A 14,059-nucleotide genomic window follows, 5' to 3' on the forward strand; every position below is an offset into this window, starting at 1 on the left:
TTATACGAGTATTTACTTGGTACTTCCTCTAACAATAAATTCCGTTTTCAATTCATAATCATGCTTATTTATCAACTCATGTTTGATATGTTTGATCACAAGTTCTGCTGCTTTATGACCCATTTCATAGGCTGGTTGTCTTACAGTTGTGAGCTTCGGCACAAGAATCTCAGCCATACTAATATCATCGTATCCTACAACTGCTATATCCTTTGGAATATTAATGCCCAATTCATGTGCCGCTTTATAAACACCAAGTGCAATTAAGTCATTTCCACATAATAAACTATCAAATTTGACTTTGTTTACAATCAATTTTTTAGCTGCTTCATATCCCCATAGTGTTGTAAATTCACCTTCCATCATGTGATCAGCTAATACTTCAACATTTTTCTCTTTATGAGCCCTTAGATAACCTTTATATCTTTGCCTTGATGTCCATATTGACATAGGCCCAGCAATATGATAAATCGACTTATACCCCCGTTCTATCAAGTAACAGACAGCATCAAACGCACCACATTCATTATCAACTTTTACAATTGCTGCGTCTTTTATTCCTTCAATTTTACGGTCTACTAACACAATTGGAATATTTATTCTATTTATTAAAGAGTCTAAAGAAGTATGGTGACTTGAAACTGTAAAAATAATACCATCAACCATCTTTTCTTGCAGCATTTGAATATAAAGTTCTTCCTTTTTTAAATTATTGTCAGAATTACAGAAAATCACTGTATAGCCTTGATCATTAGCTGCATCTTCAACACCTCTTGCAAGTGTAGGAAAAAAAGGGTTAGTTATATCCGGAATGATTAAACCCAATGTCTTTGTTGTTTTGGTCACCATTGAACTCGCTATCCTGTTTGGCACATAGTCTTCTTCTTTTATAATTGCAAGAACACGTGCTCTAGTTTGTTCAGATATATTCTCATCCTTATGATTAACAACCTTGGAAACCGTGGCGATTGATACATCTGCCAACTTAGCAATATGTTTGATTGTTACCTTCATAGTTAATTTACCTCCAGTAGAATGTGATGCTAAACGTTTATTTTAGTATATCTAAACAAAGACTTCTTGGTAAAATTAAATAACCATAATACAAAAATGCTTGTTTCATATCCTAATAAGCACTTATGAACGTGCTAACTCATATGCATCAACTTCACTTCTCGTTGGTATTGATTCTTGGGCACCCTCTCTCGTAACCACTATAGCTGCAACTTTAGATGCAAAATCCATGGCTACCTTAATATCTTTGCCTTCTTGTAAAAATGTAATAAGTGCACCATTATAACTATCACCAGCACAAGTTGTATCTACCGCACCAACTTTATAGGCCTTTTGTATAAAACATTGTTTATCACTTCTATAATAAGAACCAGTTGACCCAACTGTACATATTACTTGGTTAACACCTTTTTTATGTAATAGGGTTGCAGCTGCTTTGAAACTATCCATATCACTTACTTCAATACCTGTTAAAAGCTTCATTTCACTTTCATTAGGTGTTATCAAATCGACGAGTGATAACAATTCATCTGACACCCCCCCCTCTGGCATCGGTGCTGGGTTTAATACATTTAGGATATCATATTTTTTCCCTACTCTAAAAAATGCTGTTACTGTTTCAAAAGATATTTCAAGTTGTGCCAATAATACACTGGCATTTGCTATTAAGTTTTCTGCTTCCTCAACCATTTTAATTGACACTTTTGAATTAGCTGAAGGAATTACAACAATATTGTTTTCTCCACTATCTTCTACCATAATATGCGCTGTACCTGTTGATACATCAACTTTATTTACATATGTCATATCCACATTTTGCGAACTCAAAGCCTGGATAATCTCATCACCATATACGTCGTTTCCAACACAACCAATCATGTGTGTTTTCATACCGAGCTTAGATAATGCAACCGCTTGATTACCACCTTTACCACCTATAAACGTTCTATAACTATACCCGAGTATCGTTTCCCCGGGTTTAGGGATTCTTGGTCCTCTACACACAAAATCCATATTCAAACTACCACAAACAACTGCATATCCCATTTTTTTAACCTTCAATCAAGCTTTACTCGTCACTACAGACGTGTTACTTCTTGATTACCTTTCACTTTGAATTTAATGATTCTTGAGAATTTAGAAAAGTTATCTTGAATAACTTCAATATATGCAGCAATTATAATCACAATACCAGTTGCCACATACTGCCAGAATGTGGCAACGTTTGATACGATTAGACCATTTCTTAAACCTGCAAATAATATTGCACCAAGAACTGTACCTATAATGGTACCTCTACCACCTGCCATACTAGTACCTCCAATAGCTATAGCTGCAATTGCATTTAGTTCATATCCTTGTCCGGTTGTTGGGTCACCTGTTCCAAGCCGTGCAACCTGAATCATAGCTGCAATACCTGTACCCATCATTGCAATTGCATATATTAGCACTTTAACTTTATTAACACGAACACCAGATAGTCTAGCCGCTTCTGAATTACCACCAATAGCATATATATGCGTCCCAAATTTAGTTTTAGCCATGATGATATACATAAATATAACGAAAATTATAAACATAACCATTGAAGTCTCAACAACTCCAAATATATTATTATTAATAAGATTTCTGTATTCAGTTGGCACCCCAAGCACTGGATAACCATCTGATACTAAATATGCAACACCTCTAAAAACAGACATTGTGCCAAGTGTTGCGATAAATGGTTGTAATTTAAGGTTTGCCACCAATATCCCATTTAATAAACCAAGAATTACACTTATAACTAGTGCTAATAAAATGCATATTATTGGATTAACACCCGAAACAGCTACTTTTGATATAATAACACAAATAAGTGCAAGAGCAGAACCTACTGACAAATCGATTCCACCAATAATGATTACAGCTGTCATACCTATTGCCATAAGACCATATATAATTGATTGTCCTAAAATGTCTTTTATATTACTACCAGATAGATAGATAGGCTCTTTTAAACCAAATATAAGCCCCATAATGACGATTGCAATAACAATACTAAGTTCTCTGGAATTTTGGCGAATAAACTTTTTCATTCTAATGTCCCCCTATTGCATACGATAAAATCTCGTTTTCAGAAAATGCTTCTTTTTTCATCTCAGTAACAATTTGGCCTTCTTTCATAATTATAATCCTATCGCTCATACCCATTATTTCTGTTAATTCTGAGGAAACTAATATGATTGATTTACCTGCTGCTACGATATCTTCCATTAATTTATAAATTTCGGTCTTTGCGCCAACATCAATCCCTTTTGTTGGCTCATCGAGAATGAGGATGTCAGCATCCGTCGATAACCATTTGGCAAGTATAACCTTTTGAGCATTACCACCAGATAAATCTTTTGTCTTGAAATCAGGTTTATTAGGGTTAAGACCAACGTAACTGCCTTGCTTTACCGCATTTTCATTCTTCAATTTTTGACTAACAAAGCCTTTTTTCATATATTTAGACAAAGAAGCGAGAGCAATATTATTTGAATTACTAAACTCATTAATAAATCCTTCTTCTTTACGATTTTCAGAGACAAGTGCTATTCCATCATCAATAGCTTCATATGGAGACCTATTATTCAGTATTACACCCTTATGGGTAATAGTGCCTTCAACTTCTCTGTCAGCACCAAAAATCGTTCGCATTACTTCTGTCCTTTGAGCACCAATCAGTCCAAAGAAACCCAATATCTCTGATTTTTTCAACTTAAAGTTCATATTTTTAAAAGTTTTACTGGATAAATTATTAACCTCTAGTACTATCTCGTCTTCTACAACACTACTTGGCCTGGTCCTTTTAGCAAACATTGAGACATCACGACCTACCATACTTTTAATCAATGTTTCCTTTTGAATTTCTTTTATGTCGTAGGTTTTGATATATCTGCCATCTCTAAGTATGGTTACACTATCACAAATTTTAAAAACCTCATCTATTTTGTGACTTATATACAAAATTGTAATGCCTTGTTCATTCAATTCTCTCATAATTTTAAAAAGTATATCCACCTCATTATTACTAAGAGAAGCGGTTGGTTCATCAAAAGATATAATCGTAGCATTTGCTCTTAATGCTTTGGCTATTTGAATCATTTGTTTATGACCCGTACTAAGTTCACTTATCTTATCTGTTGCTAATAATTTACATCCTAATCGTTTAAGTAAATTATTTGTTTCTTTATTCATTGCTTTCTTATTCACAAAACCCAGATGATTTGTTTCACTACCCAGCATCAAGTTTTGCATAACGGTTAATCCGGGTACAACATTAATTTCTTGATGTACCTTACAGATTCCAGCTTCTATACCATCGTAAATATTATTGAAATTCACTTCTTTATTATTAATATAAACTTGACCTTTTGTAGGTTGCAATACACCATGTAAAACATTTAGTAACGTTGATTTTCCCGCACCATTCTCTCCCATGATTGCATGAATTTCACCTTTTTTAATTTCAAAAGATACATCATCTAAAGCCCTTTGTCCAACAAAATCTTTTGTAATGTTTTCAAATTTAATAGCACATTCATTGCCATTCATTTTACTACCCACCTTTTTCTAATTATTTGTTGTAATAGTAATTATGATTGTAGCTCAGAACTACAATCATAATTATTATTTATTGGAATAATTATTTTTCAAATACCATGCCATTCCAACCAACTGACTTATATACGTCCTCTGCCTTTTTATCTACATTTTTCTTATCTACTATAACTTGAGGTGAGTAAATAACTTTTGGAACATCTTGTCCCATCAATTTTCTAACTAACATTTCCGTTGAGATTTGTGCCATGTAGTAAGGAAATGAATCTACCGTTGCAGTTAATTCGCCACTTGCAATAGATTTTTTTGCTTCTGATGTACCATCTGTTCCGACAATAACAATCTTACCAATTTTATCTACTGCTCTAGCTGCTTCAAGAGCGCCCATAGCCATAGTATCATTGTTTGCATAAATACCTTTAAGATTTGGGTATTGTTTTAACCAAATGTCAGTAATGTCCTTTGCCTTCATACGATCCCAATCGGCATTTTGAACTGCTACAACTGTTACATTTTTATTGTTATCTTCAAACCATTTCTTAAAACCCTCCGTTCTTGTAATAGCTGGAGAAGATTTTGGTAATCCCTGAATAATAGCCACTTCTCCTTTACCACCAATTGCTTTATTAATATATTCAGCTGCGAGTTGTCCAGCTTGATAGTGCCATGCACCAACAGTACTTTCAATTTGTGGCATAAATGCATCCATTGATACTACCATTTCAATACCTTTTTCATTGGCTTTTTCAGCACCAGGTACTAAGTTACCAGCTGAAATTGCTGATACTAAAATACCATCATACTTTTTATTAATCATATCATTGAATACGGCCAATTGACCTTGCTCATCTGCTTCACCTTGAGCTGCTCTAACATCTATTTTCACATCATAACCTTGCTCTTTAAGTACTGATACGATATGTTCAGCACCTTCCTTTTGCATTCTCCAAAACTCATTCTCAAATGCTTTACATACATATCCAAGTTGTAACGTTCCCTTAATCTTAGGAATTGGACCAAGCTTTTTAATTGCATCACCATAGGTCATTGCACCATCATAAAAATCATAACCTTGTTTAGCAACGTCTGCTGCTGGCATTGGATCTTTTGCATCTTTTTTTAATTCTTGTTTTGTTTCAGTTACTTCTTTTACTGCATCCTTTGATTCAGTTTTTGAACAAGCGGTGAACACTGTAACCATTAACATTGTTGAGAGTAAAATTGATAATAGTTTTTTCATAAAGCCCTCCTTGAATATATTAATTTATTATATCTAATTCCTATTACTTAATAGGAAATTTGATCAACATCTATTGACTACACCTCAGTTAAACGTTTACCTAATTAGAATTAGGTCATATTTAACCATTTTCCTAACTAATTTGGTTTACTTACTATTCAAACGTTTACCTAATTAAATCTGTTTGATATTTAAACATTTACTTAATTAAATTATTTGCTATTTAAACGTTTACCTAAATACAATTAATTTTCTTTATAAATACATATTTACCTAATTTTAGCATAAAAAATACTTTTGTCAATACATTATATTAATTTAAATCGTGTAATATTCAAAATTTTCAAAATCTTTTTATCATCTCACAAAAATATATTCTTATTATATTAAGCTCTATTTAACCATAAAAAAATATCGAATAAACAGTTATTTCAAACTGTCTATTCGATATATAACATTATAGATAAGTGACCTCTAATAGATATCTATACACTAACTTCTTATAACTATACTTAGAATAATGGTTTTTATTTAAAATATTATTTATTTTCCTCTTCATCGTAAATAAAATCTTTTATAATATCAAGCAAATTTCCTTTATCTAATCTTTCAATATTATTTATTGATTTTATGTATTTTATCAATTTGTTCCTTAAATCTTCATCAGCTTTATCCACTTTGTAAGCTTTATAAACTTTATCAGCATTATCCGTTCTATAAGTTTTTTTAGACTTATTAGTTTTGGAAGTATTATCAGTTTTTTCATTAATATAAAATTCCTCTCCACTTTCTACAATTTTAGAACTGTAGCCCTTGGAATCCAATAACAGTTGAAAGCTCTCCTGAGCCTCTTTATCTCCATGAACAAGCAAAATTTCTTTTGGTTTTTCCATAAAACCTTCTATCCAATTGAATAACCCATTTCTATCAGCGTGTCCTGATAATCCCTCAAGGTTATAAATATGAGCTTTCACAGCAATTGGTTCTCCAAATATCTTAACTGTTTTTGCTCCCCCTACTATACTTTTTCCCAAGGTTCCTTCTGCTTGATATCCTACAAAAACAATTGATGATTCTTTTCTCCATAAATTGTACTTAAGATGATGTTTTATTCTACCTGCATCACACATACCACTTGCAGAAATAATTATTGCCTTACTTTGAATTTTATTTATTTCCATTGAATCGTTTGCTGAAACTGAGAATTTCAACCCATCAAATCTAAATGGATACTCCCCCTTCATTATAAGTTCTTTAGCTTCTTTATCATAATCCTCATTATGACTTTCAAATACCTTTGTTGCTTGAGTAGCTAAGGGACTATCAATATAAACTTGAATATTTTTCAACTCTTCATTTTCTACATATTTATTTAATTCATATAAAATCTCTTGAGTTCTCCCCACTGCAAATGAAGGTATAATTACATTTCCTCCTCTTGCAAAGGTCTCCTTAATTATTTTTAATAACTCCTTTAAATCCTCCTTAATCTCTGGATGAACCCTATTACCGTAGGTGGTCTCTATTATCAAGTAATCAGTATGATTAATTATGGTTGGGTCTTTTATAATTGACTTATTTATATTGCCCAAATCGCCACTGTATACAAGTTTTACTTCTTCTTGATTTTTTTCCGTAATATATAACTCAATAATAGCAGACCCCAAAAGATGTCCTGCATCTCTAAATCTTATTTTTAAACCATCAAAAACTGTTATCAGCTCATCATAGGGAAATGCTCTAAAAAGTGAAAGGGACGACTCCGCCAATTTAAATGTATATAGTGGTTCTAAAGCCTTTAATCCCTGACGTTTTCTTTTTCTATTTTTCCACTCAACCTCAGATTCATGAATGTGTCCACTGTCAGGAAGCATAATATTGCATAAATCCATTGTTGCCTGCGTTGATAAAATCTCTCCCTTAAATCCCATCTTATAAAGTAGAGGTATTCTTCCACTATGATCTATGTGGGCATGTGATAAAACAACATAATCTACCTCTTTAGGATTAAAATCAAATTCCTCATTTGCAAATTCCTTTTCACCTCTGCCCTGGTATAACCCACAATCAAGTAGTATAGTCTTTCCATTTATGTATAAAATATGACATGAACCTGTAACAGTTTTTGCTGCTCCATAGAATTGAATTTTCATAATAATCCTCCTCTTTATGATGTAAGTAATTACTTTTTATACTGTTAATGGTCTAGAATTTTCCTTTCATTGGATAAGATTGCGTAAGCATTATGCTAAATTTCGTCTAAAACTTTCAAAATATTCATATATTTCTTTCTATTATATCAGATTTATAATAATATGCCCAGCTTGTCTTTAATTAATATCTAAATACATTAAATTATGATTTATTGTGCTATTATGAGTTCAAGACACCCAAATTACAGGTAAAATAAAAATTCAAGTTATAAAAAAGAAAGCCAGCATAGCTGACTTCCATTTTATTAATATATTCTTTCTGATTCAAAAGCCTTCCAGGGGATATCAACAGTTGCTGCACCAGAATTTATGATGTTATCAACATGCATTAGCAGTGGAAACTCACTAAGCTTAACAATCCCTCTTGTAGCAAGTCGACGTACACCACGTGCAGTACGAGTAGCAATTACTATTGATTCGAGTGTTACCCCTTTTAATTGTTTTATAGATTCTTCAATTGAAAAACCTTGTCCCAGTAAAGTTCCAACTTTACGAGTACGTCCTCCAAAAACAGTTACATAAAGGTCACCAGCAGATAATATAATATTTTCTTCACCACCACCTACTATTTCAAGGAGATGTTTCATTTCCTTTACACTTTGTCCGAAAAGTCCTGCCTGTGAATTATAATGTTCTTTTCCAGAGCCATCAGATCCAATAGCAAGCCCTATAGCCAATGATACACCTAGAGCATAAGCATTCTTTAGGGCTACAGCACATTCAACACCTACAACATCTGTAGACAAACTGATATGATAGTATGGTGATTCAAACAAACTTTTAAGCATTCTAAGGATATCTATATCATCTCCACAAAATGTAACAACGGAATTATCCTTGTCAGCAAGTTCATAACTAGTACACGGACCCCCTATAGCATTAATAGAAAGTTTTTTATTTGGTGGAAGCTTACTTTCAAAATACTTAGGATAAGTAATCATACTGCCATCTTCCTTATCAATCATTCCTTTAGTTATTGAAAGAAGAGGAACACTCTCAGGTATGATAGGCAATATATTATCTGCAAACCAGTCTACTCCAAAACTACTAACTCCACATATGACAACATCAGTTCCAACTAATGCACTCTTTACATCTTCAATTTGATAATATTCAATTCCTGTTTCAGGTAATTGACGTTTTAGTGAAGAATGAAAACCTGTAGTTTTTGCTGTATCAATGATGCTTCTATCAAGTGGAGTTCCAACTACTCGTACCTTATTACCATTTTCAGTTGCAGGAAAAGATAGTGCACATGCCATCTGTCCTGCTCCTATAATTGTTATAATGCTCATAATGTTACCTCCCTAGTATTAATAATCTTAATATAATTACCCATAGATTTCTTCTAATACGTTTTTCACGTCACCTAATGAGTTAAAAATAAGTGTAGGTTGTATTTCAGATTCAATTAAATCTTCAAGTTTTGCCTCACCTGATAAAACAAGAATAGTTACAGAATCATTATCTTTACCAATAGCTATATCGGTGTAAAGTCGATCTCCAACAAAAGCTATTTCTTCTTCTTTAAATCCAATATTATTAATTACATATTTTAATGTATGATGTGATGGTTTACCAAAGAATTCAGGCACCACTCCAGTAGAAGCTGTAATCATAGAACATATGGATCCGCAATCTGGAATAAATCCATTTTCAGTTGGACAATTAAAATCAGGATTTACACCTAAAAAGATAGCTCCATTTCTTATATATTCACAAGCTTTAGAAACATTTTCATATTCTAATGAAGTATCAAATCCTACAACAACCACGTCTGCATCCTCAGTAACAACATTAATATTTGCTTGTCTAAAATCATTTTTTAAATACTGTGTACCTAAAACAAATACTTTTTTATTAGGCATATTATCTTTAATGTAATTAATAATTACATAGTTTGAAATAAGCATTTTATCCTCGCTGAAATTATATCCCATTTTTCTAATTCTATTTATATAAACTTCTGCATTTTTAGAAGAATTATTTGTAAAAAACTTAAATGCTATACTGTTTTTCTCTAGTTGCTGCAAAAACTTTATGGATCCCTCTAATATTTTATCTCCTAAATATACTGTGCCATCAAGATCAAGGATAAAGCATTTCACATTTTTTAAAACATCCTTTGAGCTCTCTTTTGTATCAAGTATCCTACCTATCACTATCATACCCCCTGGGACTTATTACCTGTAATAACCAATTGATATTAAAATAGTTTGCAATAACTTATGGAATAGCTTGGGTTTTATTTATAATAAATATTTGATATATAGCTAGCAGCCTCGCCTAGCATTCCAATATCTTCAAGAAGTTGAAGAATACCATATCTATTGCGCATATCCTTTGCAGCAATTAAACTTTTTGTAAAGAGTTCTTTACTAAGTCCTAGCTCCCTTGGATTCCAAACTGCACCTGCTTTTTTCAAAGTCTTAACTATTTCCATAGGTTCTGGAACGTTAACATCACAAATCTTTTTAATATCGTCCCAATTGGTAGATATTTTATTCATACAAATTTTTCTTTCTTCTTCATTAAAATTAATACTATCTTGCTTAAACTCAATAATATTTGTTGCACTAGTAGTAAATACATCCGTTATATTTTGTTTCCATTTGTTTTTATGTAGCTTCAAGTAGTTGCCTCTTTTGCGTATTTTATCTATATCTAAATCTTTTGCAAACTTAAATGCATAAGCCACAATTCCTACACCTACACCTACAGTATTGCCGTGGAGCCATTTTGTATTTTCTCCGCTATTCATAAACATCATTTCATAACAATGGGATAAATAGTGTTCTCCACCAGATGCAGGTCTAGAGGCTCCAACCATACCAATTGCAATTCCTGATAAAATTAATGCCTCAGTTATGTTTTCTACAGTCTTAGAATCTCTACTTGTTACACCAGCTGCAGCTTCTTCACACTTCTTTAAAGAGCTAAGGACTAATTTTTCTACTTCAGCGCAAAAGTATTCACCGTTTAAAACATTAGCAATATGCCAATCTGCGAGAGCTGTATATTTACCTAAAATATCCCCTAGTCCTGCTTGAAGCATCTGCATTGGAGCATCCCTCATAATATCAATGTCACAAACAATAGCTAATGGATATACTCCATCATAAGTAATCTTTACACCATCACATACAAGTGGAGAAACAACCGACGCATATCCATCCATTGAAGGTGCTGTTCCTACAATTACATATGGGATACGAAGTTTACAGCCTATAAACCTTGAAATATCATTAATTGTACCAGATCCTACTGCAATAATAAGCATTGTATCCACAGGTATTTCCAGCAATAATCTTCCAAGAGTTAATTCATTTGGATGCAAATGTTCCTCATTGAATACATATTTATTAATTTTAAATTTATCTTTCAATAATTCTTCAACTTTTTTGCCTGCTACTTCAAAGGTGTGAGTGTCTTCTATAATAAACACTTTTCCACCTTCATAACTCTTGATTACAGTTGGTAGCTGGGTTATAACCCCAGCGCCAACTTTTATATTTTCTATCCCTACACTGTGATTCTTACCACATGAACACATGTAATTAAGACCTGTCATTTCTTCTACATTTAGAGAACCTAAATCTTCCATAACACTTCACTCCTTCTGTCCAACTTATCTTTCTAAACCTTACCTAATTAAAATATAAAGCCACCTGTGAATACTTGGAATACTTTTACTATTATCCAATTTAAAAAGTTACCACCTAAATCTAAACTTGAAATCATAGTTGTTCCAGCGGGCATTTTAAACTGTGCCATCTGTGCGATTTGAGTGTGGAACCCAGCAATATTTGTTGCCATGAGTAATGCAAGTGCCATAACTACAGTTCCAGATATAACTGAATGAATTATATTTCCCTTTGTTGAACCAACTATAAATGCCACATAAAAACATATAGTTGTTAAATCTCCAAAAGGTAGGACCTTATTACCAGGCAATACAACAGCCAAGAATAATGTAATAGGAACTAATACAAGTGCAGTTGCTATTACTGCTGGATGTCCAACTGCAACAGCTGCATCCAGGCCTATTGTTAATTTTCTATCTTTACCAAAGTTAGTTTTCTGTAAAAATTCTCTAACTCCTTCTGAGATTGGAATTAAACCTTCCATTAGTATTTTAACCATACGAGGCATTAAGAACATAACTCCAGCCATAATAATACCTAGTTGTACACATTTTCCGATATCGTATCCAGCTAAAAATCCAATCAACACACCAAGTACTAAACCCATCATCATAGGTTCTCCAAAAACACCAAATCTCTTTTGAATAGATTCTGGATCTGCTTTCAAATTCTTTATTCCAGGAATCATCCCTACTACTTTTGCAACTGGAATACCTATAAGACCACATGCTGCAGTTGATCCTGTTGGTAATGATACTCCTTCAAGTCCGAAAAATTCTTCAACCATGGGTGCTGTCCAATCTGCAATTTTAAGAACTGCAATTTCATATATAACTGCTGCGAGTATTGCAAGGCCCCAATTTCCGTTAGTTAAAACAAGCACTGTTGCTCCTGCTGCTGTAAAATGCCAATAATTCCATATGTCTATATCAACTACATTTGTAAATTTCATAAACAATAGAATAACGTTTACAAGCATGGCAATAGGTATCATTATAGCTGCTATTGGAGAAGCCCAACTAATTGCAGCCGCTGCTGGCCAACCAACATCTAATACACTTAAATGTAATCCATATCTAGTCACCATCATTGATGTAGCTGCCCCTAAATTTTCAGTAAGTAGTCCTATAACTAAATTAATACCTACAAAACCAACCCCGATTGTAATACCTGATTTAAACGATTTCTTAAAACCCAATTTAAAACAAATTCCCATAATTGTAATTGTAAGTGGTAATATTACTGTCGGTCCTAAATTTAAAATGTATTGAACAACCTTTAATAGCATAAACCTTCCCCCTCGTATTTCAATTTAATTAATTGATCTCCTACAATATTGTCATCTCCATTTTAGCTATTCTTTAATCTTTTAGAGCTTCAATAATAGACTGATCAACCTTTTGTGTATTTATGTTAGTTAGATAATTTATCGCTTTAATTACAGGGATTTTGTAAGCTCTTGATGCAATTGTTGTAGTAACTAAAAGATCTGCTTCATCCTCATAACCTGGGACTTCCGATATCTTACATTGGATCACCCTTGCATTAATATTGTTAGCCTTTATTAAATCCTCCACCTTCTTGCATACAACTGTTGAAGTTGCTATCCCTGTACCACATGCCACTAATATTACTTTTTGCTTATTCATCTTATTACCTCCTCTAGATTATTTTAAATTAAATCGCATTCAAATTTAGAAACTATTTCATATAATTCATCGCTATCTTTTGCCTCATTCATGCTCCTTAAAGTATCGTCATTCTGAATTAAAAGCATTAGTTGCTGTAACATTATTATCTGACTGTGAGGTTCATTAAGGACCATTGCAAATACAACATTGACCTCCACTTGGCCATCCCCATCCATATTATTGAATGTTACTGGATGCTTTAAAGTTGCAATCGCTATAGCTGGCTTAATCACATGAATTGCGTCAGTATGAGGAATTGCTACGTTGTATTTTCCAAGTGTTAAACCTGTAGGAAATTTGCTTTCTCTTTTCACGAGGCCCTTATAAAAGGAATCCTTTACAAAGCTCGCTTTTAACAACATTTCAGACAAAGCATAAAAAACATCATCTGTTGTAGCCGCTTCAAGATTGTTTATTATTAAATCCTTATTTATATATTCTTTAATACTTTCTGCCATTACTCTTCCCCCTCTTTAGTATTATCATAAATTTATTTTCTATTGTACTTACTCTTTCTACATATTTATTATAGCAATTGTCGTGCCATAAACTTGTTGAAAAAGCAACAGATTACTTTTTTCAATCAAGTAGGAGGCTAATCATTATTTGATTAGCCGACCTCTTACACCACCGTGCGTACCGTTCGGTACACGGCGGTTCAATAGAAATTAA

At 32.9% G+C, this 14,059-nt stretch carries 12 protein-coding genes; all 12 read right to left on the bottom strand.

Going from position 1 to position 14,059, the window contains the following annotated elements:
- Nucleotides 1-12 precede the first annotated feature (12 nt).
- Nucleotides 13-1,014, bottom strand: a complete 1,002-nt coding sequence (locus KPL51_RS16775) for a LacI family DNA-binding transcriptional regulator (protein ID WP_216163858.1) — start codon at nucleotides 1,012-1,014, stop codon at nucleotides 13-15.
- A gap of 123 nt (nucleotides 1,015-1,137) precedes the next feature.
- Complete coding sequence (gene rbsK, locus KPL51_RS16780) at nucleotides 1,138-2,076, bottom strand: ribokinase (protein WP_216163859.1); 939 nt, start codon at nucleotides 2,074-2,076, stop codon at nucleotides 1,138-1,140.
- Between the two features lie 17 nt (nucleotides 2,077-2,093).
- On the bottom strand, nucleotides 2,094-3,092 hold the full coding sequence (locus tag KPL51_RS16785; RefSeq protein ID WP_216163862.1) for an ABC transporter permease: 999 nt from the start codon (nucleotides 3,090-3,092) through the stop codon (nucleotides 2,094-2,096).
- Nucleotide 3,093: 1 nt separating this feature from the next.
- The gene (locus KPL51_RS16790) at nucleotides 3,094-4,593 is read right to left on the bottom strand and encodes a sugar ABC transporter ATP-binding protein (RefSeq protein WP_216163864.1); all 1,500 of its coding nucleotides are present in this window, start codon (nucleotides 4,591-4,593) and stop codon (nucleotides 3,094-3,096) included.
- A gap of 91 nt (nucleotides 4,594-4,684) precedes the next feature.
- A complete protein-coding gene (locus KPL51_RS16795) occupies nucleotides 4,685-5,839 on the bottom strand; it encodes a sugar ABC transporter substrate-binding protein (protein ID WP_216163866.1) in 1,155 nt (384 codons plus the stop codon).
- Nucleotides 5,840-6,378: 539 nt separating this feature from the next.
- Nucleotides 6,379-7,992 (bottom strand): MBL fold metallo-hydrolase RNA specificity domain-containing protein, encoded by a 1,614-nt coding sequence (locus KPL51_RS16800; RefSeq protein ID WP_216163869.1) that lies wholly within the window; start codon nucleotides 7,990-7,992, stop codon nucleotides 6,379-6,381.
- A 305-nt stretch (nucleotides 7,993-8,297) separates the two neighbouring features.
- The gene (locus tag KPL51_RS16805; protein WP_216163871.1) at nucleotides 8,298-9,347 is read right to left on the bottom strand and encodes a glycerol-3-phosphate dehydrogenase; all 1,050 of its coding nucleotides are present in this window, start codon (nucleotides 9,345-9,347) and stop codon (nucleotides 8,298-8,300) included.
- Nucleotides 9,348-9,383: 36 nt separating this feature from the next.
- Nucleotides 9,384-10,214 (bottom strand): HAD-IIA family hydrolase, encoded by an 831-nt coding sequence (locus KPL51_RS16810; RefSeq protein ID WP_216163873.1) that lies wholly within the window; start codon nucleotides 10,212-10,214, stop codon nucleotides 9,384-9,386.
- A gap of 83 nt (nucleotides 10,215-10,297) precedes the next feature.
- Nucleotides 10,298-11,656 carry a sn-glycerol-1-phosphate dehydrogenase gene (locus tag KPL51_RS16815; protein WP_216163875.1) on the bottom strand — a complete coding sequence of 453 codons (1,359 nt, stop codon included), beginning with the start codon at nucleotides 11,654-11,656 and terminating at the stop codon, nucleotides 10,298-10,300.
- Between the two features lie 47 nt (nucleotides 11,657-11,703).
- Nucleotides 11,704-12,984 carry a PTS galactitol transporter subunit IIC gene (locus tag KPL51_RS16820; RefSeq protein WP_216163877.1) on the bottom strand — a complete coding sequence of 427 codons (1,281 nt, stop codon included), beginning with the start codon at nucleotides 12,982-12,984 and terminating at the stop codon, nucleotides 11,704-11,706.
- A gap of 73 nt (nucleotides 12,985-13,057) precedes the next feature.
- The gene (locus KPL51_RS16825; protein WP_216163879.1) at nucleotides 13,058-13,345 is read right to left on the bottom strand and encodes a PTS sugar transporter subunit IIB; all 288 of its coding nucleotides are present in this window, start codon (nucleotides 13,343-13,345) and stop codon (nucleotides 13,058-13,060) included.
- A gap of 23 nt (nucleotides 13,346-13,368) precedes the next feature.
- Entirely contained in the window at nucleotides 13,369-13,845 is a 477-nt protein-coding gene (locus KPL51_RS16830; protein ID WP_216163881.1) for a PTS sugar transporter subunit IIA, read from the bottom strand.
- Between the last annotated feature and the right edge of the window lie 214 nt (nucleotides 13,846-14,059).

The sequence above is a fragment of the Clostridium bowmanii genome (genome assembly GCF_018861315.1).
Taxonomy (GTDB): Bacteria; Bacillota; Clostridia; order Clostridiales; family Clostridiaceae; genus Clostridium_AD; species Clostridium_AD bowmanii.

What these genes read in the sequence shown, in the direction of transcription:
- KPL51_RS16775 (WP_216163858.1), bottom strand. Translation starts at nt 1,014, where the DNA reads ATGAAGGTAACAATCAAACATATTGCTAAGTTGGCAGATGTATCAATC.
- KPL51_RS16785 (WP_216163862.1), bottom strand. Translation starts at nt 3,092, where the DNA reads ATGAAAAAGTTTATTCGCCAAAATTCCAGAGAACTTAGTATTGTTATT.
- KPL51_RS16790 (WP_216163864.1), bottom strand. Translation starts at nt 4,593, where the DNA reads ATGAATGGCAATGAATGTGCTATTAAATTTGAAAACATTACAAAAGAT.
- KPL51_RS16795 (WP_216163866.1), bottom strand. Translation starts at nt 5,839, where the DNA reads ATGAAAAAACTATTATCAATTTTACTCTCAACAATGTTAATGGTTACA.
- KPL51_RS16800 (WP_216163869.1), bottom strand. Translation starts at nt 7,992, where the DNA reads ATGAAAATTCAATTCTATGGAGCAGCAAAAACTGTTACAGGTTCATGT.
- KPL51_RS16805 (WP_216163871.1), bottom strand. Translation starts at nt 9,347, where the DNA reads ATGAGCATTATAACAATTATAGGAGCAGGACAGATGGCATGTGCACTA.
- KPL51_RS16815 (WP_216163875.1), bottom strand. Translation starts at nt 11,656, where the DNA reads ATGGAAGATTTAGGTTCTCTAAATGTAGAAGAAATGACAGGTCTTAAT.
- KPL51_RS16820 (WP_216163877.1), bottom strand. Translation starts at nt 12,984, where the DNA reads ATGCTATTAAAGGTTGTTCAATACATTTTAAATTTAGGACCGACAGTA.
- KPL51_RS16825 (WP_216163879.1), bottom strand. Translation starts at nt 13,345, where the DNA reads ATGAATAAGCAAAAAGTAATATTAGTGGCATGTGGTACAGGGATAGCA.
- KPL51_RS16830 (WP_216163881.1), bottom strand. Translation starts at nt 13,845, where the DNA reads ATGGCAGAAAGTATTAAAGAATATATAAATAAGGATTTAATAATAAAC.